Annotated in this window: 24 protein-coding genes; 7 read left to right on the top strand and 17 right to left on the bottom strand. The window is 58.2% G+C overall.

The window, feature by feature from the left end:
- The first annotated feature begins 65 nt into the window (after window positions 1-65).
- Window positions 66-422 (top strand): DUF1648 domain-containing protein, encoded by a 357-nt coding sequence (locus QKB66_RS00455; protein ID WP_179294290.1) that lies wholly within the window; start codon window positions 66-68, stop codon window positions 420-422.
- A gap of 430 nt (window positions 423-852) precedes the next feature.
- On the opposite strand, the gene QKB66_RS00450 is transcribed toward QKB66_RS00455, so the two are convergent.
- Window positions 853-1,179, bottom strand: coding sequence for a putative quinol monooxygenase (locus QKB66_RS00450; RefSeq protein ID WP_062035561.1), 327 nt, complete (start codon window positions 1,177-1,179; stop codon window positions 853-855).
- 226 nt (window positions 1,180-1,405) lie between these two features.
- Between QKB66_RS00450 and QKB66_RS00445 the strand changes: the two genes are divergently transcribed.
- Window positions 1,406-1,780 carry a hypothetical protein gene (locus tag QKB66_RS00445; protein WP_414252448.1) on the top strand — a complete coding sequence of 125 codons (375 nt, stop codon included), beginning with the start codon at window positions 1,406-1,408 and terminating at the stop codon, window positions 1,778-1,780.
- Complete coding sequence (locus tag QKB66_RS00440) at window positions 1,777-2,193, top strand: hypothetical protein (RefSeq protein WP_248091042.1); 417 nt, start codon at window positions 1,777-1,779, stop codon at window positions 2,191-2,193. Before QKB66_RS00445 ends, QKB66_RS00440 begins: the two co-directional genes overlap by 4 nt.
- On the opposite strand, the gene QKB66_RS00435 is transcribed toward QKB66_RS00440, so the two are convergent.
- Both QKB66_RS00435 and QKB66_RS00430 read right to left on the bottom strand, forming a co-directional pair.
- Window positions 2,186-2,767: a hypothetical protein gene (locus QKB66_RS00435; RefSeq protein WP_414252447.1), complete on the bottom strand. Its 582-nt coding sequence runs from the start codon at window positions 2,765-2,767 to the stop codon at window positions 2,186-2,188. The genes QKB66_RS00440 and QKB66_RS00435 overlap by 8 nt on opposite strands.
- 90 nt (window positions 2,768-2,857) lie before the next feature.
- Window positions 2,858-4,708 carry an ABC-F family ATP-binding cassette domain-containing protein gene (locus QKB66_RS00430; protein ID WP_414252446.1) on the bottom strand — a complete coding sequence of 617 codons (1,851 nt, stop codon included), beginning with the start codon at window positions 4,706-4,708 and terminating at the stop codon, window positions 2,858-2,860.
- 86 nt (window positions 4,709-4,794) lie between these two features.
- Here QKB66_RS00430 and QKB66_RS00425 point away from each other — a divergent pair, with 86 nt between their 5' ends.
- Window positions 4,795-6,126: a hypothetical protein gene (locus tag QKB66_RS00425; protein ID WP_414252445.1), complete on the top strand. Its 1,332-nt coding sequence runs from the start codon at window positions 4,795-4,797 to the stop codon at window positions 6,124-6,126.
- 62 nt (window positions 6,127-6,188) lie between these two features.
- On the opposite strand, the gene QKB66_RS00420 is transcribed toward QKB66_RS00425, so the two are convergent.
- The 4 genes from QKB66_RS00420 to QKB66_RS00405 form a co-directional block, all read right to left on the bottom strand.
- Entirely contained in the window at window positions 6,189-7,142 is a 954-nt protein-coding gene (locus QKB66_RS00420) for a 4-(cytidine 5'-diphospho)-2-C-methyl-D-erythritol kinase (protein WP_248091049.1), read from the bottom strand.
- On the bottom strand, window positions 7,136-7,993 hold the full coding sequence (gene rsmA / locus QKB66_RS00415) for a 16S rRNA (adenine(1518)-N(6)/adenine(1519)-N(6))-dimethyltransferase RsmA (RefSeq protein WP_248091052.1): 858 nt from the start codon (window positions 7,991-7,993) through the stop codon (window positions 7,136-7,138). The genes QKB66_RS00420 and rsmA overlap by 7 nt, the downstream gene beginning before the upstream one ends.
- A 96-nt stretch (window positions 7,994-8,089) precedes the next feature.
- Window positions 8,090-9,253 (bottom strand): resuscitation-promoting factor, encoded by a 1,164-nt coding sequence (locus QKB66_RS00410; protein ID WP_248091057.1) that lies wholly within the window; start codon window positions 9,251-9,253, stop codon window positions 8,090-8,092.
- Between the two features lie 204 nt (window positions 9,254-9,457).
- A complete protein-coding gene (locus QKB66_RS00405; RefSeq protein WP_248091059.1) occupies window positions 9,458-10,276 on the bottom strand; it encodes a TatD family hydrolase in 819 nt (272 codons plus the stop codon).
- A 236-nt stretch (window positions 10,277-10,512) separates the two neighbouring features.
- Here QKB66_RS00405 and QKB66_RS00400 point away from each other — a divergent pair, with 236 nt between their 5' ends.
- Window positions 10,513-11,028, top strand: coding sequence for an N-acetyltransferase family protein (locus QKB66_RS00400; RefSeq protein WP_414252444.1), 516 nt, complete (start codon window positions 10,513-10,515; stop codon window positions 11,026-11,028).
- On the opposite strand, the gene QKB66_RS00395 is transcribed toward QKB66_RS00400, so the two are convergent.
- The 4 genes from QKB66_RS00395 to rsmI form a co-directional block, all read right to left on the bottom strand.
- Entirely contained in the window at window positions 10,998-12,176 is a 1,179-nt protein-coding gene (locus tag QKB66_RS00395; protein WP_414252443.1) for an MFS transporter, read from the bottom strand. The two genes, QKB66_RS00400 and QKB66_RS00395, sit on opposite strands and share 31 nt — an antisense overlap.
- A gap of 1 nt (window position 12,177) precedes the next feature.
- The gene (gene metG, locus QKB66_RS00390; protein WP_414252442.1) at window positions 12,178-14,010 is read right to left on the bottom strand and encodes a methionine--tRNA ligase; all 1,833 of its coding nucleotides are present in this window, start codon (window positions 14,008-14,010) and stop codon (window positions 12,178-12,180) included.
- 166 nt (window positions 14,011-14,176) lie between these two features.
- Window positions 14,177-15,991 carry a BCCT family transporter gene (locus QKB66_RS00385; protein ID WP_414252441.1) on the bottom strand — a complete coding sequence of 605 codons (1,815 nt, stop codon included), beginning with the start codon at window positions 15,989-15,991 and terminating at the stop codon, window positions 14,177-14,179.
- Window positions 15,992-16,186: 195 nt separating this feature from the next.
- Window positions 16,187-17,050 carry a 16S rRNA (cytidine(1402)-2'-O)-methyltransferase gene (rsmI, locus tag QKB66_RS00380; RefSeq protein WP_414252440.1) on the bottom strand — a complete coding sequence of 288 codons (864 nt, stop codon included), beginning with the start codon at window positions 17,048-17,050 and terminating at the stop codon, window positions 16,187-16,189.
- A gap of 159 nt (window positions 17,051-17,209) precedes the next feature.
- On the opposite strand from rsmI, the gene QKB66_RS00375 reads away from it, so the two are divergent.
- Window positions 17,210-18,739: a dolichyl-phosphate-mannose--protein mannosyltransferase gene (locus QKB66_RS00375; protein WP_414252635.1), complete on the top strand. Its 1,530-nt coding sequence runs from the start codon at window positions 17,210-17,212 to the stop codon at window positions 18,737-18,739.
- Window positions 18,740-18,818: 79 nt separating this feature from the next.
- On the opposite strand, the gene QKB66_RS00370 is transcribed toward QKB66_RS00375, so the two are convergent.
- Both QKB66_RS00370 and QKB66_RS00365 read right to left on the bottom strand, forming a co-directional pair.
- Window positions 18,819-19,514, bottom strand: coding sequence for a zf-HC2 domain-containing protein (locus tag QKB66_RS00370; protein ID WP_248091100.1), 696 nt, complete (start codon window positions 19,512-19,514; stop codon window positions 18,819-18,821).
- The gene (locus QKB66_RS00365; RefSeq protein ID WP_061921314.1) at window positions 19,501-19,914 is read right to left on the bottom strand and encodes a DoxX family protein; all 414 of its coding nucleotides are present in this window, start codon (window positions 19,912-19,914) and stop codon (window positions 19,501-19,503) included. Before QKB66_RS00365 ends, QKB66_RS00370 begins: the two co-directional genes overlap by 14 nt.
- A gap of 196 nt (window positions 19,915-20,110) precedes the next feature.
- Between QKB66_RS00365 and QKB66_RS00360 the strand changes: the two genes are divergently transcribed.
- A complete protein-coding gene (locus QKB66_RS00360; protein ID WP_414252634.1) occupies window positions 20,111-20,758 on the top strand; it encodes a DNA-3-methyladenine glycosylase I in 648 nt (215 codons plus the stop codon).
- 23 nt (window positions 20,759-20,781) lie between these two features.
- On the opposite strand, the gene glpR is transcribed toward QKB66_RS00360, so the two are convergent.
- The 4 genes from glpR to QKB66_RS00340 form a co-directional block, all read right to left on the bottom strand.
- Window positions 20,782-22,092 (bottom strand): gephyrin-like molybdotransferase receptor GlpR, encoded by a 1,311-nt coding sequence (gene glpR / locus QKB66_RS00355; protein ID WP_311518401.1) that lies wholly within the window; start codon window positions 22,090-22,092, stop codon window positions 20,782-20,784.
- Window positions 22,093-22,239: 147 nt separating this feature from the next.
- Entirely contained in the window at window positions 22,240-22,950 is a 711-nt protein-coding gene (locus QKB66_RS00350) for a GNAT family N-acetyltransferase (protein WP_096336574.1), read from the bottom strand.
- Between the two features lie 2 nt (window positions 22,951-22,952).
- Window positions 22,953-24,242, bottom strand: coding sequence for a gephyrin-like molybdotransferase Glp (glp, locus tag QKB66_RS00345; protein ID WP_061921305.1), 1,290 nt, complete (start codon window positions 24,240-24,242; stop codon window positions 22,953-22,955).
- 36 nt (window positions 24,243-24,278) lie between these two features.
- Window positions 24,279-25,205, bottom strand: a complete 927-nt coding sequence (locus QKB66_RS00340; protein ID WP_061921302.1) for a UTP--glucose-1-phosphate uridylyltransferase — start codon at window positions 25,203-25,205, stop codon at window positions 24,279-24,281.
- Window positions 25,206-25,266: the final 61 nt, after the last annotated feature.

The following is a 25,266-nucleotide window of genomic DNA, read 5'->3' as shown; positions in this document are numbered from 1 at the left end:
AGCCAAAATTTCCGTTATCCTGTTTTGGATTTATATAGGAAACTGCACACACGAGGAACTTCTTGTTGACAGCTCCACGCAAGGAATGGATTTGGTTGGCCGCCACGGCAACGCTTGCGCTAGTCGCCGCAATAGTTGTAATTCTCGGCTGGGACAGCCTCCCAGACCCGCTGCCCAAGCATTTCAATGGTCGAGGCGAACCTGATGCATGGATGCCAAAGACCTATCGAAATGCAATTGGTTTTGCGTTACTTGTGCCTCTCGTTCTCACGATTACATCAGCAGTAACTATCGGCATAACGCAACAAAGCACCAAGACCACCACAAGCAGCTATTCGCAGTCTTCTGCGGTTGATATCGAACGTAGCCGTGCTCACTCCGCTGCTATCCTTCCAGCGTTAAGCTTTTGGTTTTTGCGCTAACGGCAATCTGCACGGCGTTCGCGCTCACTGGAATCTTTCTCAGCGGCCCTAGACCGCTAATTTTCCCCTGCCTAGTCGTTGCCATCCTTGTGGCTTGCGTCTGGCTCGTGTTCAGGTTGAATAGCATAAATAAAAAACTGGATGAACAATTTCCTGACTCCTCTACAACGGGCAAGCTTCGTTACGGATTGTTCTACTACGACCCCACAGATACCCGCGCGATGGTGCCCCTTCCCAGCGGTTCTTCCCAATTCAACTTTGGGCAGAAAAATTCCTGGTTTATCCTCGCTGGGCTCTTAGTACCTGCGGCCCTATTGATTATCCTTCTTAGCGTCGCGGCCTAGATTGCCCAAATAAAAAAAGTCCGCCTCCCTGCGCTGCGTGGTTGTATACACGGTGCAGGGAGGCGGATCACTTTTAAGCGAGTGCCTTAGGAATCGACCTTGTACTCGGCCATGCGGTCCCACTCGGTCTTACCGTCGATGTGGACGTTGATGATTTCTGGGGTCTCAAGCAGGTACTTCGGGAACTCCTCGCAGGAGCGCTTGAAGTGCTCGCCCTCGACGTGCTCGACGTCCTTGCCATCAGCATAAGCCTCAACGAGGAGGAAGCGCTGACGGTCCTCCGGATCACGGTACCAATCAAAGTTCAGGCAACCCGGCTCCGCATTACAAGCCTGGGTGTACCAGTCGATCTCGTCGAGGAAGGTTTCTGCGTATTCAGGCTTTACGTGGAATTTTACGTTAATCAAAATCATGAGCCCCATCGTACGTATGTGTATTTTCGTCCGCCACGATGCAGCACAGCGGCATGATTGGGGGTTTCACCAACGAGCACAGCACGCGCCACCCAGATCGCCTTCGGCAACAGTAGCCAAATACTATATTGTGTAAGAATCCTCTTTAGAAAGGCCTCTATCCTCCTGTGACTACGCAAATCTCTTTGGACGAAGGCCGCGCGCTGTGGCGCCGGAGGCTTCGCCGATGGATTGCACTCGGGGTTTTATCGTCGTCTGCGGACTGATTTTGTGCGTAGGTACGATCCTTGGCAAAGAGGCTGCCCGCAACTGGGCCGATTATCACGCAGCACGCCCGCTGTGTGAGCGCGAGGTGCTCAAGCAGGCCAAGATTCCGGAGCGCGCAATGTTCCTTACTGAGACCATCCCGGAAACGGATTCAAAGATCAGCGCGCCCATGCGTGTTTATACCGCCCACGGTGAGGTCATCTTCATCAACGATGAGGGCGTTGATGATGAAGGCACCTATGACTGCTTGGTGAGTTTCCGTACCCATAGCTTTGTCACGAGCCGCGCCGAAGTCTCTAGCATTGCCCCCGCTGCCCTAGTGGAGGCTTCATGAGTTCGCTGGCGAAGGAACTAAGCGCTAGGCGACGCCGTCAAAAGTTCGGCGTCGCTCTTCTTGTGGTGGGAGCAGTCGCGGTGACTGCGTTGTCGTTGACCCGCTCAATTTCGAAGTACTACGGATGGATAAATATCAACCGTGCGGCCCAAGTTTATGAGGCCACTGTTCAAGACCTTGCCGCCCGCCCCGAGACGGTGAACTTCCCCGACGCACCCGACATGGTCACCGACCGTATCTTGAGGGACGGAATCGTCCACTATGCGGGAACCGGAAGCGTGACTATGGAGGACGCAGCCGGTACCCGAAACGTGGGTTTCTTTAGCTGCTCTGTAGATCTGCGCGCGAGCACCAACTTTGTTGATTCCAGCGCGACGCTGGCAGGCATTGAGCCAGCCGCATTAGCTAGTTGAAAAAGTACTCGGCGAGGTAAACAAAGTTGCCATCGAAGCTGGTGGCTACGCCGAAGTGCTTGCCTGGTGCCGGGGTAACTGGAACGTCACGGTTGAGCCAGTTGAGGCGGTCGTGAGCTTCCTGAATGGTCAGACGGTAGACGTTGCCGCTGCCTTCGTTCAAGTAAGTGCGGCCGTCACCGACGTTGCTGCGGTAGGTAAGAGCACCAGCCGCGCCCTGGTCAGCCCATTCCTGAGCGATGTTGCGAGCGTTCCGATCCTCAACGTGGCCCTGCTTGCGCAGGTGCTCAGTGGTGGCGCCGACGAGGTGGTGAGCTACCTCCGGAGCTGGCTGCTTGATAAACGGCGGAAGCTGAATGTTGTACTGCTTTGCAAGGTCATAAGCCTGCGGTGGCAGTTCGACCTGTGGGACGCCAGCTGGAATGAACTGGGAGCTGCCAGCGGTGACATCTGTCGGGATGTCCACAGGAATCTGGGAAGAGAAATCCGGAAGCTGAGCTTGTGCAGGAGCCAAGCTGCCGGCTGCGAGAGTAAGGGCAATGGAAACGGGGAGAATACGGCGCGTCAGTTTCATATCCTCCACCGTGCCACACCCTGGGGCTTGCTGAATAGTATTAGGCAGTGCTGAAAGCAAGATCGCAATAGCATTGTTATCTACGCATTCTTAGCCTTCGAGCTTCTCGCCAAGCTCTAGCCACTCCATCTCAAGCTCCTCGCGCTGAGAGATTACATCCTTCAGCTTGCCGTCGAGCTCAGTAAGCTTTGCAGTGTCGATGTCGCCTGCAGCTGCTACCTCGGCCATCTCGGCGTTGAGCTTGGTGGCCTGCTCGTCGAGCTTGCCCATTTTGCGCTCCAAGGCATTCATCTTCTTGGTCAGCTCGCGTTCCTCTTGGGAGGACAGGCGCTTGGTAGATTCCTTCTTGGCGTTTCCTGCGCCATTACCGCTTCCATCAGGAGCGGTTTCCTGTTTCGCGCTTTCGCCGAGGTTGACCACGCCTGCAGGCTGAGCCGCGTCGAGGGCGGCGCGGCGGCGCAGGTATTCATCGATGCCGCCTGGCAAATTGGTGAGTTTGCCATCGCCAAAGAGCGCATAGGTATTATCCGCGATGCGCTCAATCAAGTAACGGTCGTGCGAAATGACCACCATCGTGCCCGGCCAGGAATCGAGCAAGGACTCTAGTTCCTGGAGAGTGTCGATGTCGAGGTCGTTGGTTGGCTCGTCGAGCAGCAGCACGTTTGGTTCTGCCATCAACACGCGCGTTAGCTGGAGGCGGCGACGCTCACCACCGGACAAGTCCCCCACTGGGGTGCGCTGGCGCTTAGCGGAAAAGCCCAGGCGTTCTGCAAGCTGCGAGGCAGACAATTCTTTCTTGCCCAGTTGGACGTAGGTGGCCACGTCTTCCACGGCGTCGATTAGCCGGCGCTGCGGATCAAGGTCATCGAGTTCCTGGCGCAGCCAGCCCAGACGTACCGTCTGCCCCTCAATGCGCTTGCCCGCGGCGAGTGGATGTTCGCCAGCCAGAGCACGCAGCAGCGTGGTCTTGCCTGAACCGTTCACGCCGACCAGACCGATGCGCTCACCCGGGGCCAAGCGCCACGTGAGGTGGTCAACGAGTTCGCGGCCATCCGGCGTCGCAATCGTGGCATCCTCAAGTTCAATGACCACGCGACCTTGGCGCTGTTTGGAAAAGGCCATGAGCTCAACCTTGTTGCGCGGTGCTGGGACATCAGCGATGAGTGCCTCTGCCGCTTCCACGCGGTAGCGCGGCTTCGAGGTACGCGCCGGCGCACCGCGGCGCAGCCATGCTAGCTCCTTACGCGCCAGGTTCTGGCGGCGCTGTTCCATCGCATCGGCCTGACGGGCACGCTCGGCGCGGGCATAGATCCAGTCGTTGTATCCGCCCTCATACGGATCGACCACGCCGTCGTGCACCTCCCACGTGGTGGTTGCCACGGTATCGAGGAACCAGCGGTCGTGGGTGACTACGACAGCTGCGATCTTGCGCGCCAGGAGATGCTGGGCCAGCCACTGCACGCCTTCCACGTCCAGGTGGTTGGTCGGTTCGTCGAGCACGATCAAGTCAAGCTCCTGGACCAATGCAGCGGCCAGGTTAACGCGGCGGCGCTCGCCACCAGACAGAGAACCTACCGGCGTATCTAGGCCCAGTTCCACGATTCCGAGGCCGCCCAAAACGTCGCGCACCTTGGCATTCGAGGCCCATTCGAAGGTCTCGAGGCTGAGCGGTTCGATGATGACCTGGGCGATGGTCAGGGCGTCATCAAGCTCAAAGCGCTGGGTCACCACGGCCATGCGCAGGTCAGAATTGTGGGACACACGCCCCTCATCCGGCGGCTCGATACCGGTGAGCACCTCCAGCAGCGTGGTCTTGCCGCCGCCATTTACGCCAACGATTCCAATGCGGTCCCCGCTTTGAACACCCAACGACACCCCGTTGAGCAGCGTCTGCAGACCGAAAGATTTGGAAACTTTTTCCAGGTTAATAAGGTTCGCCATAACGTTTAACCATCTTAGTGCCTAGCGCGCGGTTCCCCCTCACCACTTCAGACTATTGCAAATGAAAATTACTCTAAATAGGCTAAATGGCTATGAAGAAATCTGCGCTATCTATTCTTGCGGCTGTCTCCGCAACAACGCTCCTTGTCACTTCCTGCTCCAAGCCCGCTGATGAGCAGGCCCCGGCCAACGATGCCGCGACTGAGTCGCACGATCACGAGGGCCACGATCACGAGCACGAGCACGAGCATGATCATGAAGGCCACCATCATGAACACGATGGAATGGAGGCCGGCGAGGGCGAGACCGAAGTCGCTCAGTTGCCCAATCGCGTGGTCATCTCCCACGAGGGCGGCCTGAAGACCTACGACGCCAAAACCGGCGAGGTCATCGAGGAAGAGGAAATACCTGCATTCCTGCGCCTGTCCAATGCTGGCGATAACCGCCACGTCATGGTCACCAAAGGTGATAAGTTCCTAAGCTTCGACTCCGGCCTCATCACCAAGCCGCACGGCGATCACAAGCACTACTACACCGCCGAGCCTAAGCTTTCCGACGCCGAGATCGAGGCGCCGCACGCCAGCCATGTGGTCCACCACGACGGCTTCACCGCCCTCTTCTCTGACGGCGAAGGCACCGCACAGGTCTTCCCAACCGACCAGGCTGGCGATCCGAAAGACGTCAAGACCTTCGAATCCGGCGCAGCACATCACGGTGTTGCCGTTCCGCTCAAGGACGGCTCCGTCGTCATGACCAAGGGCACCGAGGACGAGCGCCACACCATCCAGCATCTATCCAAAGACGGCAAGGTCCTGACCGAGACCACCAAGTGCCCAGGCGTTCACGGTGAGGCTACCGCCGGAAACGGCAAGCTCTTCTTCGGCTGCGAGGACGGCCCAGTTGTCTTCGACGGCAAGGAGTTCCACAAGATCGACGTTTCCGCCTACGCGGGCAAAGACGGCTACCAGCGCTCCGGCAACTCCGCCGGCTCTGAGGAATCCAACGTCATCTTGGCTGACAACAAGACCGAAAAGGACGCCGAGTTCGAGCGCCCAACCTCTGTCTCCCTCATCAACACCAAGGACTACTCCGCCAAAAAGGTTGACCTCGGTTCCTCCTACTGGTTCCGTTCCCTGGCCCGCGGCCCGCTGGGAGAGGCCCTCGTGCTGACTTATGACGGCAAGCTCAACGTCATCGACCCAGAGACCGGCGAGATTACCAAGAAGATCGACGCCATCTCCGAGTGGCGCGAGAACGAAGAATGGCAGCTGCCTGGACCGATCCTCAAGGCGGAAGACGGCTACGCATTCGTCACCGATGCCAACAAGAAGGAACTCGTTGTCATCGACCTCTTCGAGGGCAAGGAAGCAAACCGCTTCAAACTGGACATCAAGCCAACCGAGATGGCTGTGCTCTAGATAAACAAAAGCTGCAGTAAGGGGACTTTGCCCTGCTGCAGCTTTTACTTTTTAATAACACCCTAAATTACTTCGATTCCTGGTGCCGGCGAGGTGGTCACAATGCCACGGGTGCCCTTGTTATCGAACATCACTTGGGCCACGACTTCACCAGCGGTCTCCTCGTCCTCGCAGAGGAAGGCACAGGTAGGACCAGAGCCAGAGACGATTCCAGTCAGTGCACCAGCGGCCATTCCAGTGTCCAGAATCTTGCGCAGGTCTGGGCGCAAAGAAAGAGTTGCCGCTTGCAGGTCATTGCGCAGCACCTTTGCGAGAGCCTCGGGACGCCCGCTCATCAGCGCCTGCGCCACCGCGGAAGTGTCCATGGTGGGGTTGCTGCCCTTCCCCGCTGCGCGAAGCTCATCAATCTTGGCAAAGACGGCCGGAGTGGACAGCCCTTCCGCATTGGTGATGATGGCCCACGTATACGTTCCGCGGCTAAGCATCGGCGCCAACTTCTCGCCGCGACCCGTGCCCAGCGCCGTGCCGCCGATTAGCGTGAAAGGCACATCAGAGCCTAGGCGCGCTGCCAGTGTTAAAAGTTCTTCTTCGCTTACAGCGCCGAAGTCAGCAAATGCGTGAGCGGCCAGGCGCAATGCCGCGGCCGCATCCGCAGAACCGCCCGCCATGCCGCCGGCGGCGGGAATCCCCTTTTCTAGCTGCAACTTGACCTTGGGCAAGGCAAGCTCGCGCTCGCCGCGTACTGCATCCGCTACCGCTTCGACGGCTCGCCATGCCAAATTCTTGTCATTTTCCGGCACGCCTGCGGCATAGGTACCGCTCGCGCGCAGTTCCTGCACGACTGGGCCCGTGGTCATCGCTGCAGGAGTGCTATCCTCAAGCGTTTCGAGGCTAACCACATCAGAAATATTCAGCGATTGAAAGACGGTGGCGAGTTCATGGAAGCCGTCGGGACGCGCCGCTTCGACTCCTAAGTGCAGGTTGACCTTCGCATGGGCACGAGCACGAATTAACAATGCACACCTGCCAATCGGACAAAGTCTTCGGTGGCCAGCTTCTCACCACGCTGGCGCGGGTCAATGCCGGCTGCCACTAGAGCCTCTTCCGCGGCGGGGCCGCCGCCGAAGTGACCAGAGAGTGCCGCGCGTAGGGTCTTGCGGCGCTGGGCAAAGGCGGCGTCGACAAGCGGGAAAACCGCCTTGCGCGTCTCATCGTTGATAGGCCACGGCGCGTTCTCGAAGCAGTCGATGCGCACTAGGCCAGACTCGATGTTCGGCGCCGGCCAAAAGACGTTCTTGCCGATGGTTCCGGCCTGCCGGACGTTGCCGTAGAAGGAAGCCTTCACCGAAGGAACGCCATAGACCTTGCTGCCAGGCTTGGCGGCAAGGCGCTCTGCCACCTCAAGCTGAACCATGACGAGTACGCGACGGATGGAGGGATAAAGTTCCAGGATGTGCAAAAGAACCGGCACCGCAACGTTGTACGGCAGATTTGCCACCAGCGCAGTCGGCTCGCCCAACTCGCCTGCCGTAATACGCAGCGCATCTTTTTCCACGAGCCGCAGGTTGCCTGCTTGCTCCGGTGCGCGCTGCGCGATGGTATCCGGCAGCTGCGCTGCAAGGCGTGGATCAATTTCTATCGCCGTAAGGTCATCGACTGCCTCAAGCAGGCCCAAAGTCAGAGATCCCAGGCCTGGGCCTACCTCAACGACGCGGTCTTCCCGCTGCAACTGCGCCGCACTAACGATGCGGCGGATGGTGTTGGGATCGTGCAGGAAGTTCTGTCCCAGCTTCTTCGTCGGGGTCACGTCCAGTTTCTCGGCCAATTGGCGGATTTCCACGGGCCCGAGCAGTTTGGGTTCAGTCATGCAATTTAGAGTAGTCGAGGTTTTCCGGATACAAAGAAAGCCCGCTTTCGCGGGCTTTAAACTTGGCGCGAATTGGCGCCTAAAGAGTCTGCGTGCTTAGCGCAGGCCCAGCTTCGCGGTACAAGCAGGCCATGCGCCCCAGCCCTGTGCGGCCTGAACCTTCTCGGCCACAGCGATCTGCTGCTCACGGGTTGCCTGCCATGCTTCCGGCGCATATGCGGTGCCGCCGAAGCCAGCCCAGGTGGACGGGGTGAACTGCAGGCCGCCGGAGAAGCCGTTACCAGTGTTGATGGCCCAGTTACCAGTTGCCTCACACTGTGCGATGGAGTCCCAGACGGAGCCATCGGCTACGGCAGGTGCTGCCGCACCGCCGGCATGTGGCTCAGCCTCGGGCTTCTTCGTGCCACGAGCGATGGTCGCAGCAACCGGCTCGGTAACGACCTTTTCCTTGACGACGTCCTCGGATTCCTTGGCACCATCCTTCATCACCAGCTTGCGGGTGACCTTACGCTGGCCCTTAACGGCTTCCTCGCGGATTTCCTCGGTGCCCTCTTCGAGCTCTGGGTCATCGACGTAGTTTGGCTCTGCCTCGAACTCTTCGGTGGCGTCGTAGAAGGTGGTAGAAACTTGGTCAACCTTAATAGACATGCCGTTGGTCACCGGGGTGTCCATGGCTGGGAAGACGCGGTCATCTTCATCCACACCAATGCCGCGCTCCTCGATGACGTCCTTGACGGTCTTGGCAGCAATGTTGGTGTAGGTAATCTTGCCGCCGTCGTTGATCTTGACGATCTTCGGCGAGGTGACCTCCAGCTCCATGCCATCTTCCAGAGCGTCATCCTTTCCCACCTTCTTATCACCGGAGGTCACAGAAGCACCTGGCTTCACGCCATCCAGACCACCCAGAAGATCAGAAACGGTGAGATCGGTGGAAGAAAGCTGCTTTTCGACGCCGTCGATAGTAACGGCAACAGGCTTAGAGGTGCGCACGGTGATGTTGTCACCGTCGGCAACCTCTTCAGAAGGAGCCGGGTAAACGAGATCCTCGCCGCCGACGTTGACGCCCGCAGCCTGCAGCGCCTCATCGACGTTGCCTGCGAAGGTGGCCAACTCGACCTTGTCGCCGTTGACGTCAACGGTGATGTCCTTCTGTGCAGAAACAGCGACGACTCCGCCCACTGCCAAAGTGCCGAGCACACCACCGGTGGCAAGGCGCAGAGGCAGGGAACGGGAAGAATTGATGCGCTTAATCTGGTTCATGAAACTCTCTCATCGAAAACGGGGGGAAGCAGAGCAAATCTTTGAATAACGATACGATAACAGCAGGATGCAGTCGAAAACGATTTTTCCACCTGCACCACTTCCAACACTGCTTTCACATTCGGCACGTCCATCACCGCTGAACAGGCAAAATGCCGAATATGAAGATCGTCACAGATTTAAGCATAAATGCTTAAATCTTGCCTAGGAGAAGCCGAATATCGAAGTGAACGTCTGGTTAACCTCTTCGATCAGCTCCTCGACGCGCATGCCTCGCGCCTCAGCAATGCAGTTATACGTATGCCCGATGAAGGTCGGCTCGTTGCGTGCGCCGCGGAATGGCTCCGGGGTCATATACGGAGCGTCGGTTTCCACCAAGAGCTGGCCTGCCGGCGCAGCGGCTGCCGCCGCACGCATCTCTTCATTGCGCTTAAAGGTCACATTGCCGGCAAAAGACAACACCCAGCCGCGCTCAAGCGCCTGCCTTGCCACGTCGAGTGGCGAGGAGAAACAGTGCAACATGACATTCTCGGCGTCGCCAAGCACCCGCAACAAGTCCGCATCCGCCTCGCGGTTATGAATCATCAGGACCTTACCGGTTTCCTTGGCCAGATCCATGTGCCAGCGCAGCGCCTCTTCTTGCACCTCAAGTGGTGCGGTGGATTCCGGCTCATGCTCAATCCAATAGGTATCGAGTCCGGTCTCCCCGATTGCCACGCAGCGGGGGTCCGCAGCCATCTGCACCAGGCGCGTACGTGCCTGCTCGTCCAATTCCTGCGCCTTGGTGGGATGGATGGCGCATGCCGCCCACACATTGGAAAATTCGTGCGCGGCCTGCAACGCCCGCTCGGCCTCTTCCAAGCCATCGCCTACCGTTACCATGCGCGACACCCCTGCAGCACCGGCGCGGGACACGATGTCGGCGGCTGGGTCCTTGCAGGAGGCTAAGTGCGTATGGGCGTCGACAAGCTGTGACAAACCTTCTGCTGGAACAGGGACTGGACGTGGCTTCTTTTTAGACATGGACGCAATTGTAATCTGGAACGCATACGAAACCACCATTTTTTGGATCCGGCAGCCCAAGGCCAAGGCGTGGGCACTAACGTCGCATCCATCAAGTTGCATGAGAAGTTCGGTTTTGCCAATGTAGGAACGTTCAAAGAGGTGTCCTACAAGAGGGGACACTGGCTAAATCTCGCCCATTTGCAGCTGCTCGTTTAACCCCGCAGCTTCTTATTGTTTAAGGATCCCTGACACCTATGCACGTACGTCCCGCCGCGCTTTCCGACGCCGCCGCAATCGCCTCCATCTACAACGCTGCCTCCGCCGCTACCCCGGCAGCCAACTTGGTCACCTGGCAAGAATCCGTCGAGGATCGTGCCGAGTGGCTCGAACAAATGGAAAAGGACGGCTACCCCGTCTTCGTTGCCGTAGAAGATGACGAGATCATCGGTTGGGCTGCCTATTTCCAATTCGTAACGCCAGCCATCTACTACGGCACCGTAGAAAACTCCGTCTACGTCGCTCCTTCGGCGCGCGGCAAAGGCGTGGGCAACGAGCTCATGTGTGCCGTGGTCGACGATGCCAAGGACAACGACTACGTGCAGACGATGATCACCTACATCGTCGATACCAATGAGGCTTCCATCCGCCTCCACAAGAAGTTCCGCTTCGAAGAGACCGGCCGCATGCCCAATATCCACACCAAGGACGGAGTGCGTCTGGGCCTAGTGCACCTACAACGTCACTTCGACAGGAGCTCGTCGTCGATGTAGACCGAGCGGGCGGCGGCAACGCCTGCCACCGCCATCGCTAGGGTAAGTGCGATGAGCACACCCAACGGAACTTCCCAGCCGCCGGTTGCTTGCGCGAGAACGCCGAAGAGGAACGGGAATACGCCAGCCAGAATATAGCCACCCGGCTGCACGAAGCCGGAAAGGCGTGCTGTTACCTCCGGCTGCCGGGTGCGCGCGGCAATCAGGGCGAGGGCCAGCGGGAAGCACATTCCGCCGATGCCCATCAGAGTGGCCCAGGTAAGCGGCGCTGCGCTCGCATTGACGAGCACACCCAGCCAGCCGGCCAAGGTAGCAGCCGACAAAACCAGTGGAACGGGACGGAGATCTCGCAGCCGCTCAATGAGAACCGGCATGATGAGCCCGCCGACGACGTTGATGGCGCCGATGAGCGCGAGCGCCAGGCTGGCCCGGGAGGCAGAGACCCCACGGCTTTCAAGCATCGTGGGCAGCCACCCCATTTGTGCATAAGCCATGGTGGATTGCAGGCCAAAGAAGAAAAGAAGTGCAACAGCGGTACGCGAACGGCGCATCGGAATCGCCGCGGTATCCGGGCTTTGCACTGGATCGACGCCGGTGTGCTTACAGGCAATCAGCCACCCCACTACCTGCAGGACGACAGGGATCGCCCACACAAACAACGACATCTGCCAGCCACCCAGGTGGGTAGACATCGGGCCAAGGGCACTCGATACGCCAAGCACAGTGGTGTAAGTCGTCATCAACGCCACCACGGTGCGCGCAGTTCCGTAGGTCTTGATCCATGCAGGCAACAAGATGTTGGTGACAGCGATGCCGCCGACGACGAGCAGCGTGAGCGCAACGAAGGGTGCGAAACTACTTACCCATGGGCGCGCGGCAAGCCCCACCACGAGTGCCACTGCGCCGCCGAGAAGCGTCGTACTAAGCCCAAAGCGCCGGGCGATGGGCACAGCGGCCCACCCCATGAGGGCAAAACACAAGCCCGGAAGGGCCGTGAGAGTCCCGGCGATGGCAGGGCCAACGCCAAAAGCCGCGCTGATGTCCCCCAGCACCGGCGCCACGGAGGCGATTCCGGCGCGCAGGTTCAGCGCAGTTAAGGTAACGACCGCAAAAGCGAGAGCGGCCGCGATGCTTCGGCGAGCCGCCATCTTACTTCTGGACGGGTGCCCACTCAGGGCCGGTCTCACCAAGCTCTGGGTCAAGCTTTGCCACGAGCGGCTTCGGCTTGGAAAGAGTGGTGCCAGGCTCGACGTCTACGCGCTTCCACGCTGCCAGCTGGGCGGTGTAATCACCGGTGATGATTGGGTACGGGTGATTCTCCGGCGGCAGGCCAACGCCTGCGAGCTCAACCGGGATATCGTCCACGACGTCGCGTACCTCAGGCTGTGCCGCCCAGACGCCATCGCGGCCCAAGGTCTCGTGGACCTTCTGCGCGGTAAACGGCAGGAACGGGGTGAGCATGACGTTGCAGTCAGAGACCACCTGGAGCGCAGTCCAGAGGACGGTGGCCAGACGCTCGCGCTGGGTCTCATCCTTGGCCAGCTTCCATGGCTCCATCGCAGCGATATAAGCATTCGCCTCACCAACGACGTGCATGACGGCGGTAATAGCCTGCTTGAACTTCGACTGCTCGAGGTGGCCTGCGGCAGTCTCGAAGGTCTCCTCCGCCAACTGCAGGATGGCCTTGTCAGCTTCTTCCAGTGCGGCGGGAGCTGGGACTTCGCCGAAGTTCTTGTAGGCCATCGAGACGGTGCGGTTGACCAGGTTGCCCCAGCCATTGGCCAGTTCGTTGTTGATACGGCGCACGAACTCGTCCCACGTAAAGTCTGTGTCATTGTTTTCTGGACCGGCCACGGAGATGAAGTAACGCAGCGCATCCGGGCCGAACTCCGCCAAGAAGTCCTTGACGTAGATGACAACGCCCTTCGAAGAAGAGAACTTCGAGCCGGACATCGTCAGGTACTCGGAGGAAACAATCTCGGTAGGTAGATTCAGCTCACCAAACTTGTGCAGCTCGCCGCCCTTCGCGCCTTTACCGGCATAACCCAGGAGCTGCGCAGGCCAAATCTGCGAGTGGAAGGTGATGTTGTCCTTGCCCTGGAAGTAGTAATGGCGAGCCTTATCGTTCTGCCAGAAATCCTTCCATGCATCCGGGCTTCCGGTGCGATGCGCCCACTCGATGGAAGAAGACAAGTAACCGATGACAGCGTCAAACCAGACGTAGAGCTTCTTTGCGGAGTTTTCCTCCCAGCCCTCTACCGGAATTGGGATGCCCCAGTCGATGTCGCGGGTCATGGTGCGCGGACGCATGTCTTCGAGCAAATTCAGGGAGAACTTCAGGACGTTTGGACGCCAGTCCTCGCGAGTCTTCAACCACTCCTCCAGTGCGTCCTTCACGGAAGGCAGGTCGAGGAGGAAGTGTTCGGTCTCGATGAACTCTGGCGTCTCACCGTTGATCTTGGAAACTGGGTCGATCAGATCTACTGGGTCCAGCTGGTTACCGCAGTTATCGCACTGATCGCCGCGCGCCCCCTCAGCACCACAAATTGGGCAAGTTCCCTCGATGTAGCGGTCAGGCAAGGTACGGCCAGTCGACGGCGAGATGGCACCCTTGGTGGTTTCCTTGAGCATGTAGCCGTTTTCATAAAGGCCCTTGAACAGCTCCTGCACTACCGCGTAGTGGTTGCGCGTGGTGGTGCGGGTGAAAAGGTCATAGGACAGGCCCAAGCCGGCGAGGTCGGTGACAATTTGGCGGTTATAACGGTCCGCGAGTTCGCGAACGGTCACGCCTTCTTTGTCGGCTTGCACCAGCAACGGAGTGCCGTGCTCATCGGTGCCAGAGACCATGAGAACGTTGCGGCCACGCATTCGCTGGAAACGTGCGAATACGTCAGAAGGAACACCAAAGCCTGCCACGTGTCCGATGTGGCGGGGGCCGTTGGCATACGGCCAGGCAACATTTACTACTACCGACTCAGTCATGCCCACCACTTTATCGAAGCCTTAGTCAACAGCGTGCGTTGAGGGGGGTCACATCGGCGACGCATAAAGATGCGGGTATACATAAGCAAACGCCCCCTTCTGCACGATTGTGTGCAAAGGGAGCGTGAGCTAGCTCGGTCAGCGACTAAAATCGCTTGCTTCAGCCCTACTTATGCTGAGCGCGCTTGCGCTGACGACGCTTTTTGAGTTCCTCAGCGCGCTGGTACTCGCGGTGCAGACGGCGCTCGCGGGCAAGCTTGCGCTGGAATGCCTGGGACTCGCGGTATTCCAAGTAGATGACGTCGTTGCTGAGAGCCTTGTAGATGGCAAACATCAGGCCCACAACGATGAACAGGAATGGCAGCGCAGCCACAATGGTGACGTTCTGCAGGTTGGACAGGGAATCCTCACCAGCCAGCAGCAGGGTCAGGCCAACAGCCGCGGTGGCTACGCCCCATGCTGCGGACAGCCATGGCTTAGCGTTGGACGCACCGTTCTGAGACATGGAACCCATAACGGTAGAAGCCGAGTCAGCGGAGGTGATGAAGAAGGTTGCGAGCAGGATAGCTGCGATGATGCCGGCGATGAAGCCGCCAGGCAGGTTGTGCAGCAGGTTGAACAGCTCAACCTCAGAGGACTCGCCGGAGATGGAGTTGCCATTCTGCTCCATGTGGATTGCGGTGCCGCCGAAGATGGCGAACCACACGGTGGAAAGGCCAGCCGGGATCAGCATGACGCCGATGCAGAATTCGCGGACGGAACGGCCGCGGGAAATGCGTGCCAGGAACATACCGACGAATGGGGACCAGGAGACCCACCATGCCCAGTAGAAGATGGTCCAGGTGGACAGCCACTCGCCTGCTTCGCCGTTGTTGGACTCAGCAGTACGGGAAATCATCTCGGTGAACGCATCCAGGTAGTTACCGATGGAGCCCGGAATCTGGTTCAGGATGGAAACGGTTGGGCCCAGGATGAATACGAAGATGGCAAGCAGTGCGGCCATAACCATGTTGGCGTTGGAGACATACTGAATGCCCTTGCCCACGCCGGACATTGCGGAAAGCAGGAAGGCCAGGGTCAGCACGAGGACGATGCCAACGACGACCTTCTGGGATGGGTTGTCGATGAGGCCAGAAGCCTGGATACCAGCCTGGATCTGGGTTGCACCGATGCCCAGGGAACATGCAGTACCGAAGACGGTTGCAAAAATGGACAGGATGTCAATGATTTTGCCAACCCAGCCATCGGCAGCGCGCTGGCCGATGAGCGGCACGAATGCCTGGCTCAGCAGCTGCTTGCGGCCAATACGGAAGGTCGAGTACGCAATTGCGAGACCAACGATGGCGTACACCGCCCATGGGTGGAGGGTCCAGTGGAACATCGCCGTAGCCATCGACGTGCCCACTTCCTTCGGCTCATGGCCAGGAACACCGTTGAGGTAGTAGTTCAGCGGCTCAGATGCGCCGTAGAACATCAGGCCGATGCCCATGCCTGCAGCGAACATCATCGCAATCCAGGAGGGCGTAGAAAATTCAGGCTCTTCATTGATGTGGCCCAAGCGGATGGTGCCAAACTTGGAGGCGGCGATGAAGATAACAAATACAACGAAAATCGTGCCGAAGAGCACGTAGGCCCAACCAAAGTCGTTAACAACGAAGCTCAGTGCATCGCTAGCGAAGTCCGCGAAGTTGCTCGGCGCGGCTAAGCCCCATGCAACGATGGCAGCAATAAGCACGCCCGCGATGCCGACGATGGTCCAGTCGATTGGAGCGTCATCGTCCGCTGCGATTTCAATTTCCGGCTCAGTCATCTCATGAGAAGCGAAGTCCTCGTCGCCGAGCATGTTTTGTAGCTGACTCGTCGCAGATGCTGATTCCAGCTTCTCATCAACGGTCTGGTAGTCCTCAGACGAAACCGGCGCCGCACTGGACGCCGGATCCGTACCCTTTGCCGTATTCGAATTTGTTTCTGGATTAGTCATACACTCCAGAATGAGGGCGGCCGATGCTAAGCGTCAAACTTAAATGTGCTGCACAGCCGCCTAAATCCAGTATTTTGGCAGGATAATTTCACTTTCCAAACAGCCGCGTAGATGAAAATTAACTAGCATATGCAGGACTTTAGCCTCATGCGAGCTTTTGGCTATAACAATCCTGCAACGATTGGGCATTTAACCCTATTTTTCGCCGTCACGAGCGCTTAAGAAGGCGTCATAAAGTTCGCGGTTAGACACCGGAGTACCCTCAGCGACTTCCTTGCAGGCATCCTTTGCACGCACTCCATCTGCCACACGGCGCTGGACCTTATCCACCAGTTCCTCAAGCGATGAGGGAACCTCTTCACCGCCCTCGATAACAACCGTGATTTCACCGCGAGCATTGTCCTCAGCCCACTTTGCCAACTCACCCAGGCTTCCGCGCTTTACTTCTTCATAGGTCTTTGTCAGTTCGCGACACACGGCAGCGGGGCGGTCTTCACCCAGAACCGCCGCGGCGTCGCTAAGAGTCTGTGCCAAACGGTGAGGTGATTCAAAAAAGACAATGGCGCGCTTTTCACCGCGCAGCGATTCCAACCAAGCTTTTCGCGGACCGGCTTTGCGTGGGGCGAAAGCATCGAAGAGGAAATGACCTACGCCTAGAGCGGACAGAGCCAAAGCAGTGGGCACTGCAGATGGCCCGGGGAAACAGGTCACCGGCACCCCAGCTTCGGCTGCTGCAGCAACGATGGAGTGCCCTGGATCAGAAACCAAAGGCATGCCCGCGTCGGAGACAACCAGGACGGTGCCGGAACGAGCGGCCTCGACAAGCTGGGCTGCGCGGCCTTCTTCGTTGTGATCAAAGTTGGAGACCACCTTGCCGCGGATTTCGATTCCCAGAGCCTGCGCCAGGTTACGTGCACGGCGCGTATCTTCTGCCGCCACGATGTCGGCGTGCTCAAGCGCCTGCATGAGTCGTGCCGAAGCATCTCCAATATTGCCCAAAGGAGTGGCTGCCACAATGACACCGCGCGGAAGGGGATCTAGGCGAAACGAGGTATTCATAACTTCTAGCATTGCACACCTTGGCGGCACCGACTCCCCCCGATGCATGCCCAGTAGCCTAAACTAAGCAAGGTGAATAGTGTTCGTGCCTCATCAAATATCCGTGCCTTTGAAAAAAGTAGCAAGCGGCGACAGCACCGTGGAACTCACGCGGTAAATATTCCAGCTGGCCCCAATCAATACCACTGGAGCAAAGCTGACTGGATAAGCACATCCGTAGTCGCTGCCCTAGCTTTGCTAACGCGCTTGTTAGATCTCACTGGACCCGTTTCAAAAGGGACACCGGTATTCGATGAGAAACATTATGTTCCACAAGCTTGGGACATGGTTCGAAGCTGGGACAACCTTTTCATTGGCGGAATTGAATCTAATCCAGGTTACGGTCTCGTGGTCCATCCTCCTCTGGGAAAGCAAATTATCGCGCTTTCAGAGATGGTATTTGGTTATAGCCCTTGGGGTTGGCGTTTAATGTCTGCGTTATTCGGCGTAGGCACCGTCCTATTAACGATGGCGCTAGCCAGGCGCGTTTCTAGTTCATGGCAAGTAGCAACATTCGCTGGGCTACTCGCAGTTTTCGACGGTGTGCTCTTAGTGTCTTCAAAATTTGGCATGCTTGATATCTTCCAAGTCTTTTTCATCGTCGCGGCTGCTTGGGCGCTGGCACGCGATCACAATCAAATGCGAGTCCGCCTGCACAATGCTTTTATCGCTGGGAATATGGGCAACTCTGACTTCGGACCACGGTTTGGCTTCCGTTGGTGGCGCTTCAGCGCAGGAATCTTCCTAGGTCTCGCACTAAGCGTCAAATGGACGGGCCTGTATTACATTATGTTTTTTGGCCTCTTGTCAGTGTTTAGCGACCTTGCTTTACGCCGACGCTATCGTGTACGTCGATACATCTTGGGTACGCTCGTTCGCGACACACCTGCAGCGCTTGCCTCATTGGTCTTAGTCCCCATTGCTCTCTACGCATGGACTTGGAGAGCATGGTTCTCTTCTGAAACTGCTGTCTATCGACATGCCAAAGTAGACGGCACTATCGAAGACGGATCTTGGCTGCTTAAGCTTCCCGAGTCCATTGCCGGTTGGTTTTACTATCACTCATCCGTGCTGGAATTCCACGCCTCACTAACCAGCTCTAGCGGCCATTCCCATCCCTGGGATTCCAAGCCATGGGCATGGCTCGTAGCAGCGCGGCCTATTCTCTACTATTCATCAACGGATTTGCAGTGCAACGGCACCAACACCTGCCGCAGAATGCTCTATCTCTTCGGCACCCCAGCGATTTGGTGGCTGGTTATCCCAGCTGTGTTATGGGGACTGTGGTCACTGTTTGTACGGCGTAATCGCGCATTCCTCATCCCACTCGTTGGTTTTGCCGCTGGTTTCTTGCCATGGCTGGCCGCTTTTGACCGCCAGATGTACTTCTTCTACGCCACAGCCTTCATCCCATTTGTCATCGTGCTCATCTCGCTTGCTCTAGGACAGATGATCGGTCACGGCAAGAAAATTTCTTGGCGCTGGCTGTCTTCACTTGCCGGCGGGGAACTCCGTAGTGGTACATTCGTGGCGATTTGTTACATGTGCTTGGTGGTCACGATGTTCATCTACTTCTCGCCCATTCTCTACGGTCTAATGATCACAAACGACTGGTATGAGTCCATAATGTGGCTAAACTCATGGACCTAAACATCTATAAGCGTGTGTAGAAACTATTAAGCGCGGATCTCCTGAAGCGAGGATCCGCGCTTAAATCTTTTTATTTTCCCTAATGCGGATTCGCACTCAAGAAACGCCAAAAATCTGCAGCTGAATAGCCCTTATAGGATACCCATGCCCAAGACAGAACGAGAGCACTGACGCCGGTGGCCAGGAGGATGTATACCTGACTCATCACGATGGTTCCCAAAGCAATATCGCGCATGGTGAAGCCGAAGAGGAATGCGAACATGGTTGCTGCGACAGGCAACATGCCTGGTACGGATGCCGGCCGCCAAGCAGCGAAGAACAAACCGATGGCGAGACCGAAACGCAAAGCAGCGCCTTCAATCAGCAGGCGTGCTCGTTCCGGATCAGCCGTTGGGTCGAGCGTTCCCTCGGCACCGGTGACGGCAAGCCCGGAAGCGCTGACCACCACGACGACGGCCCAGATAGAAAAGAGCAATCCGAGTGCCACGAGTGCAACGCGCGCTACCGTCAGCGTGGTCTGACGTGCGCTGGAGGCACGGCGCCACTCTGGCTCAACGCCGGCGATGATGACCTCAGAAAGATCCTGGGGCGGCGCCATTCCTTGAGCCGATTCAACAAAGCTCAACGAACGGGACAACGCTGCGGCTTTATCGCGGTAGGCCCGGCACTGCTCGCAGCTTTCCACGTGGGTTTCGATGACGTCGTTGGAAACGTCGGTGGGCTCACCGTCAAGCTGCGCGGAGATCGCCGCTTGGATTTCCTCATGCGTCAACACGGCTCAACACTCCATCCAAGCTGACGCGGCCGGAACCAAAGACCACGATCATCACCAGCGATGCAATAAGCACCGCCGGGTATTCAAAGCCACCGTCGGCGGCGAAAAGGCCATGCCCCAGGTGCACGAAATAGAGAGCACAGGCCATAAACAGCGCCAAGGCACCAGCAACAAAAGTGGTAAGCAACCCAACGACGAGTAAGGAGCCGCCAATCATCTCCCCCAATGCTGCGATATATGCAGAAACATGGGGCTGTGGGATACCCATGGCGGAGAACTGTCCGGTGGTCTCATCGATTCCGGCGAAGAACATTTTGTCCACACCGTGCGCGACGAAAACGAGGCCTAGGACTGCTCGCAAAAGCAGCAGCGCGGTATCGCGGACAGCGGGTCTATTCATGAGGAATACACTACCCTGGAACCCCTAGGTGCTGGCGAATCAACTGTAAAAGCCCCAAACCCACAGCGTATGAACGTCCGCCGGGAACCGTTACGAGCTTAAGACAGTCAAATAGTGCAAGAGCGAAAAGAACTTACGCATTCAACCGAAAGAAGCAGACATGACTTTGACGAATCCTTTTGCCGAACCGCAACAGATGGAAAGCACTGAAAGTACCGAAAGCGTATCCAGCACAGAACGAACCGGACTGGTTTACGACGCCGAGGGTGTCGGCCGTCCGCCATGGGCTATGGGCTCTCCCCTTCTGCGCGAGTATTACGACACCGAGTGGGGTATGCCGGTACGCGAAGAAGCGGCACTCTTTGAACGCCTGACTTTGGAGGGCTTCCAGTCGGGGTTGTCCTGGGCCACAGTGTTGCGCAAACGCGAGGCCTTCCGCGCCGCCTTCGCCGGCTTCGACCCAGATATCGTGTCAGCCTTTGGCGCAGCCGAGGTAGAGCGCCTGCTTAAAAATCCGGAGATCATCCGCAATCGCCGCAAGATTGAAGCTGCCGTTACCAATGCTGATGCCACGGTGAAGCTGCGCGAGAAGGGCGGCCTGAGCGAATTCATCTGGTCTTTCATGCCAGAAGAAAACCTCTACCCGCGCTATATGGAAGACATCCCTAAAACCACCGACAAGGCCAAGGAATTATCCAAGGCCTTGAAGAAAGAGGGTTTTACATTCGTGGGACCAGTTACCTGTTTCGCGCTGATGGAAGCCATCGGCATGGTCGATGCCCATCTCATTGGCTCCCATCGCCGCGGTACTTCTGGTGTCTGGCCAAACGAGTTTGATGCTTAAAAGCAACTAACTCGCCGAGGAGGTCAGCTCACACGGCGTGATGCGAGGTCGTCGCGGCGCTGTCGGTTACTTGCGTGCGGGCCGTCGAAGCCATCGAACTCATCGTCGTCGTAGTGGACTGGCAGGTGGTCAAAGTCCGGGCTGTCATCGTCTACTTCGAGCACCACGGCTCCTGGGCGCCGGAGGCTACGCGGGATGGCCAGTTCATCATCTTCGGCGCTGCGCACGCCCAAGCGAGCGCGGCGCAGGTGGTACACGCGGCGACGCAAGAGTGCCTGCTCCTGGCGAACCTGGGTACGCAGGGCAATCAGGTAGATCATGCTGAAGATGCCAGCGATTCCGGCGAACCACCAGGTCCAGCCACCCACGACGATGCCCAAGCACACAGTGAGAACAACTGCCAAGGAAAGACCCAACAGCGTGCGCTGACGGCGCTGGTAGCGGGTTGCGGAAGCAGCCTTTTCTGCCACCGGATCCCAGCCGCCGCGGCCAAGGCGACGCTGCGCAAAAGCAACCTCATCCTCAGATAGATCAGTATCCTCATCCATCTCAGTCTCGGATTCCTCGACAGACTCGATGGCCTGTGGAATCTGGCTCACCTGTTCCTCGGTGTCGACCGCGCCGGGGTACATCAAGTCCACAGGCGAGGTGTACGCCGAATCAAGATCGTAGGCATCGTCTGCGACCACGGCCACTGCTGGCGCGCTGAAGACCTCTGCTGCCTCCGCGTCATCCACCAGCTTGGATTTCAGATCCACAGGCTTATCCTTTTCGGCTTCATCTTCAATGAGGAGCTCATCTTCTTCGGATTCGCGCGCTGCGTCCTCCGACTTTTCGTTTTTATCCTGCTGCGCCGAAACTGGGACAGCGGAGCCGGCTGGGGTTGCTTCCTTCGCCGTCGTCTCAGCCTTGGCTTTGCCGGACTCTTCGACGATTTCCCCCTCAACGGTCTCCGGTGCGTCCGTCTTCACGGCGTCTCCGCCTTCAGGCTCATCAGACAGCTGAGCGCCCGGCTGGCGCGGATTCGCCTTAGCCTTTGCTGCGGCACCGGCGATGGTAACGGCAGGGGTTTCTTCCTCGTCAACCACGGAGATATCGCTAGCGTCGATGACTTCGTAGTCTTCGGTATCGTCTTCAAAACGGCGCACGTCACGCTTATTAACACGCGGGCGGCGGCGCGCGGCGACGTTTCCGGAGTCACCTTCAAACAACACGCGAGTGTCATCAAAGGCTTCACCTGTGTGGCTCATCGGGCGCTGCGAACGCAGCAGCCAAGGTGCCAAGACAAAAGCCCAGACCACGATGATGGCGATAATAGGCACAGCAATGGACACGGTGTGGGTGACCTTCCGTAGGGTGCAGAGTTTGTCTCAACGTTAGCGCCTCAACCGCCCCTATAAAGACTCAAAATCGGGGAAATTACAATGTTGTGACTTGTGTGAAAACAGTGGCGAAATCTACCCGCCAACTGGGGCACCCGGCTAAAGAAGTCGCCCCTCCGCCCGTAACCGCGCGACAGCGGTGTTCGGAAAGTCCTCGCGGTTGAGCGCCACAAAGTAGTGATCGCGCCAAGCGCCATTGATATGCAGGTTGCGACGCAGATATCCCTCTTCGCGGAAACCACAGGACTTCAGGACCTTGCCGGAGGCAGGATTTTCCGGCAAATAGGTCGCTGTCACGCGGTGCATACCTACGCGGCGGAAGGCGTGGTCAACGCCCAGTGCGCACGCTGCCGTAGCAACGCCGGCGCGGTGGACTGCGGAATGGACCCAGTAGCCAATCCAGCATTCCCCGATGCTGCCGTGCTGAATATTGCCCAGCGTCACCTGGCCCATAAACTGACCATCCAGCTCGATCACCAGGGGGATGATACTGCCCATCCGCGCGTTGTCACGCAGGAACATCAGATGGTTCCACCAAGAATTTCCCGAATGCGCGTTTTCCCACGTCGTTGGGATGGTGGGTTCCACCGGGCGTAAGTATTGCTCATCGATGACGCGCTGACGGCGCCAGTCACGGCCATCGCCGCGCATCAGCGGACGCAGGCGGAGGACTCCGCCCTCCGGTAGAACTCTGGAAGGCGCCAAACTAATGCTCGGGGTGGATTCCGGCCACCCGGGATGTTCTTCACGCGGCGGCCCACTCGCAGGTACACGCAGGCGCCCCGCCGCAGTCCCGAAAGGATCCAGCATGCCTAGCTGCGCTGCGTCAAAAAGAGCACGTCCACCACGTCGCCCGGACGGATCTCAGTAGCGCTTTCCGGAATCCTAATCATCGCGTTAGCCTCCGAAAGACCCGCCAACAGGTGAGCCGGTGCACCGCTCGCGCCGCCCAAACCCTCAACCAGGTAGTCGGCAGTCTCAGCGTCACGCATTAAACGCGCACGGATAAAACCGCGGCGACCTGGGCGCGAATCCATGTGGTTGAGCGCACGAGCACGCACGACGCGGCGATTTGCATTGCGCTTGCCCAGAGAAAGGCGAATTAGTGGGCGCACGAATACTTCAAAAATGACCAATGCCGAGACCGGGTTCGAAGGCAACAGGAACGTCGGAACGCGCTCCTCCCCCAGCAAGCCAAAGCCTTGCACCGACCCTGGGTGGATGGCCACGCGGGAGGTATCGATATCGCCGAGCTCGCGCAGCACCTCACGCACTGCCTCAGAACCGGCGCCGCCGACCGCACCGGAGATCACCAGAACCTCGCTGCGGGCGATGTGTGTTTCCAGCGCCTCGCGGATTCGTCGCGGCTCGCCTTCCGCGATGCCGACGCGTTGTACGTCAGCGCCTGCTTCCCGCGCCGCAGCGGCCAAGGAATAGGAGTTAACGTCAAATACTTGACCCAGGCCCGGTTCGCGGTCGATATCCACGAGTTCCTTACCGAAGGACAAGATGGTCACGCGCGGGCGCGGATAAACCAAAACCTTTGAGCGACCGACAGCGGCCAAAAGACCAATCTGCGCAGGTCCCAGGATAGTTCCCGAAGAAACTGCGACATCGCCTGGCTGGATATCGTCACCTACCCGGCGCACAAAGTCACCCGAGCGCACAGGGCGATGCGCCGTCACTCGCTTGCGGCCGCGGTCGGTCCATTCGAGGGGAAGGACGGCGTCGGCAAGCGTGGGCAAAGGCGCACCGGTGTAAACACGCACCGCCTGCTTCGGCTGCAAGCGCAGCGGCTGGCGCGAGCCCGCCGGAACCTCACCCACCACGGGAATGGAACGCTCAACCTCAGGGCCCTTTTGCTCCCCTTCTGCGTCCTCCTCAGTAGCGCGCCGCGCCTTCAAAGCACGCTCGCCTCCCACGTCAACGGCGCGCACCGCGTAGCCATCGATTGCCGCCTGCGGGAATCCGGGCAGCGGCTGATTGGCTTGCACTTCCTCAGCGCACATCAGTCCCAGCGAGTTCGCAATCGCGATACGCACTGGCTCCGGTGTCACCGCCGCATCAGTAATCATCGCAAGCTGATCATCTACTGAACGCATAGACTGCCGCCTTCCCTGTTTGTCTTCTGACCTAGATTAGTTGATGCCCTTTTCAGCCTCATACTCGGCAATGATCTGCTTGATTGCCTTGTACAAAGCCGGGCCATACTTCTCATGGTGCAGGCCGAAGTCCACATTTGCCGGAATATATCCGCCAGGATTGCCCAGGTCATGACGCTTTCCGCGGTGAACCACCACGTGGACCGGGTGGCCTTCCTGGATGAGCAGCTCGATGGCGTCGGTAAGCTGCAGCTCGCCACCCTTGCCTGGGGAAATACGGCGCAGCGCGTCGAAGATCTTGCGGTCTAGCAGGTAGCGACCGGTGGCCACTAGGTTCGAAGGCGCATCTTCAGGCTCTGGCTTTTCTACCATGCCAACGACCTTCTTCACGCCAGGTGCGTTGGTATCTTCCACGTCGAAGACACCGTAGTTGAAGGTCTCTTCGCGCTCGACCTCGAATGCACAAAGCACCGAGCCGCCGACGGCAGCGCGCACGCGTGCCATCTCCTCCATGACAGTCGCCGGCAAGACAATGTCATCCGGGAGCATGACGGCGAAGCAGTCCTCGTCATCGTCCAATACGGATTCTGCAAGACCGACCGCATGACCTAGGCCAAGCGGCTTTTCCTGCTCCACCGAGATCGGGTGGATGAGCTCGCCTGCGCGGCGCACCTTCGCAACCTGCTCATCTTTACCACGCGCGTCCAAGGTCTCAACAAGCTCCGGGAAGGCATCGAAGTGACGCATCACTTCTTGCTTGTTGGGGGCAGTAATAACTGCTAGACGCTGCGCACCAACCGAGGCGGCTTCCTCCGCGATGAGTTCGATACCCGGGGTATCAACCACAGGGAGCAGTTCTTTCGGAACAGTTTTGGTGGCCGGCAAAAAGCGGGTACCCAGGCCCGCTGCCGGCACGACAACTGTCTTAATCCCGTGCAGGGATCCCTCGTTGTTATTAGCCATAAGTTTGAGCTTACAGGCCGAACTTTTGCTTTCGTGCAGCGATACACCAGCAATTACTATT

It is taken from the genome of Corynebacterium sp. c25Ua_89 (assembly GCF_047459735.1).
GTDB classification, from domain to species: Bacteria; Actinomycetota; Actinomycetes; order Mycobacteriales; family Mycobacteriaceae; genus Corynebacterium; species Corynebacterium simulans.
The sequence above is the reverse complement of the archived record's forward strand: the minus strand, read 5'-3'. Positions and strand labels throughout refer to the sequence as shown.

What these genes read in the sequence shown, in the direction of transcription:
- QKB66_RS00450 (WP_062035561.1), bottom strand. Translation starts at nt 1,179, where the DNA reads ATGATTTTGATTAACGTAAAATTCCACGTAAAGCCTGAATACGCAGAA.
- QKB66_RS00445 (WP_414252448.1), top strand. Translation starts at nt 1,406, where the DNA reads ATGGATTGCACTCGGGGTTTTATCGTCGTCTGCGGACTGATTTTGTGC.
- QKB66_RS00440 (WP_248091042.1), top strand. Translation starts at nt 1,777, where the DNA reads ATGAGTTCGCTGGCGAAGGAACTAAGCGCTAGGCGACGCCGTCAAAAG.
- QKB66_RS00435 (WP_414252447.1), bottom strand. Translation starts at nt 2,767, where the DNA reads ATGAAACTGACGCGCCGTATTCTCCCCGTTTCCATTGCCCTTACTCTC.
- QKB66_RS00430 (WP_414252446.1), bottom strand. Translation starts at nt 4,708, where the DNA reads ATGGCGAACCTTATTAACCTGGAAAAAGTTTCCAAATCTTTCGGTCTG.
- QKB66_RS00425 (WP_414252445.1), top strand. Translation starts at nt 4,795, where the DNA reads ATGGCTATGAAGAAATCTGCGCTATCTATTCTTGCGGCTGTCTCCGCA.
- rsmA (WP_248091052.1), bottom strand. Translation starts at nt 7,993, where the DNA reads ATGACTGAACCCAAACTGCTCGGGCCCGTGGAAATCCGCCAATTGGCC.
- QKB66_RS00410 (WP_248091057.1), bottom strand. Translation starts at nt 9,253, where the DNA reads ATGAACCAGATTAAGCGCATCAATTCTTCCCGTTCCCTGCCTCTGCGC.
- QKB66_RS00405 (WP_248091059.1), bottom strand. Translation starts at nt 10,276, where the DNA reads ATGTCTAAAAAGAAGCCACGTCCAGTCCCTGTTCCAGCAGAAGGTTTG.
- QKB66_RS00400 (WP_414252444.1), top strand. Translation starts at nt 10,513, where the DNA reads ATGCACGTACGTCCCGCCGCGCTTTCCGACGCCGCCGCAATCGCCTCC.
- QKB66_RS00395 (WP_414252443.1), bottom strand. Translation starts at nt 12,176, where the DNA reads ATGGCGGCTCGCCGAAGCATCGCGGCCGCTCTCGCTTTTGCGGTCGTT.
- metG (WP_414252442.1), bottom strand. Translation starts at nt 14,010, where the DNA reads ATGACTGAGTCGGTAGTAGTAAATGTTGCCTGGCCGTATGCCAACGGC.
- QKB66_RS00385 (WP_414252441.1), bottom strand. Translation starts at nt 15,991, where the DNA reads ATGACTAATCCAGAAACAAATTCGAATACGGCAAAGGGTACGGATCCG.
- rsmI (WP_414252440.1), bottom strand. Translation starts at nt 17,050, where the DNA reads ATGAATACCTCGTTTCGCCTAGATCCCCTTCCGCGCGGTGTCATTGTG.
- QKB66_RS00365 (WP_061921314.1), bottom strand. Translation starts at nt 19,914, where the DNA reads ATGAATAGACCCGCTGTCCGCGATACCGCGCTGCTGCTTTTGCGAGCA.
- QKB66_RS00360 (WP_414252634.1), top strand. Translation starts at nt 20,111, where the DNA reads ATGGAAAGCACTGAAAGTACCGAAAGCGTATCCAGCACAGAACGAACC.
- QKB66_RS00350 (WP_096336574.1), bottom strand. Translation starts at nt 22,950, where the DNA reads ATGCTGGATCCTTTCGGGACTGCGGCGGGGCGCCTGCGTGTACCTGCG.
- glp (WP_061921305.1), bottom strand. Translation starts at nt 24,242, where the DNA reads ATGCGTTCAGTAGATGATCAGCTTGCGATGATTACTGATGCGGCGGTG.
- QKB66_RS00340 (WP_061921302.1), bottom strand. Translation starts at nt 25,205, where the DNA reads ATGGCTAATAACAACGAGGGATCCCTGCACGGGATTAAGACAGTTGTC.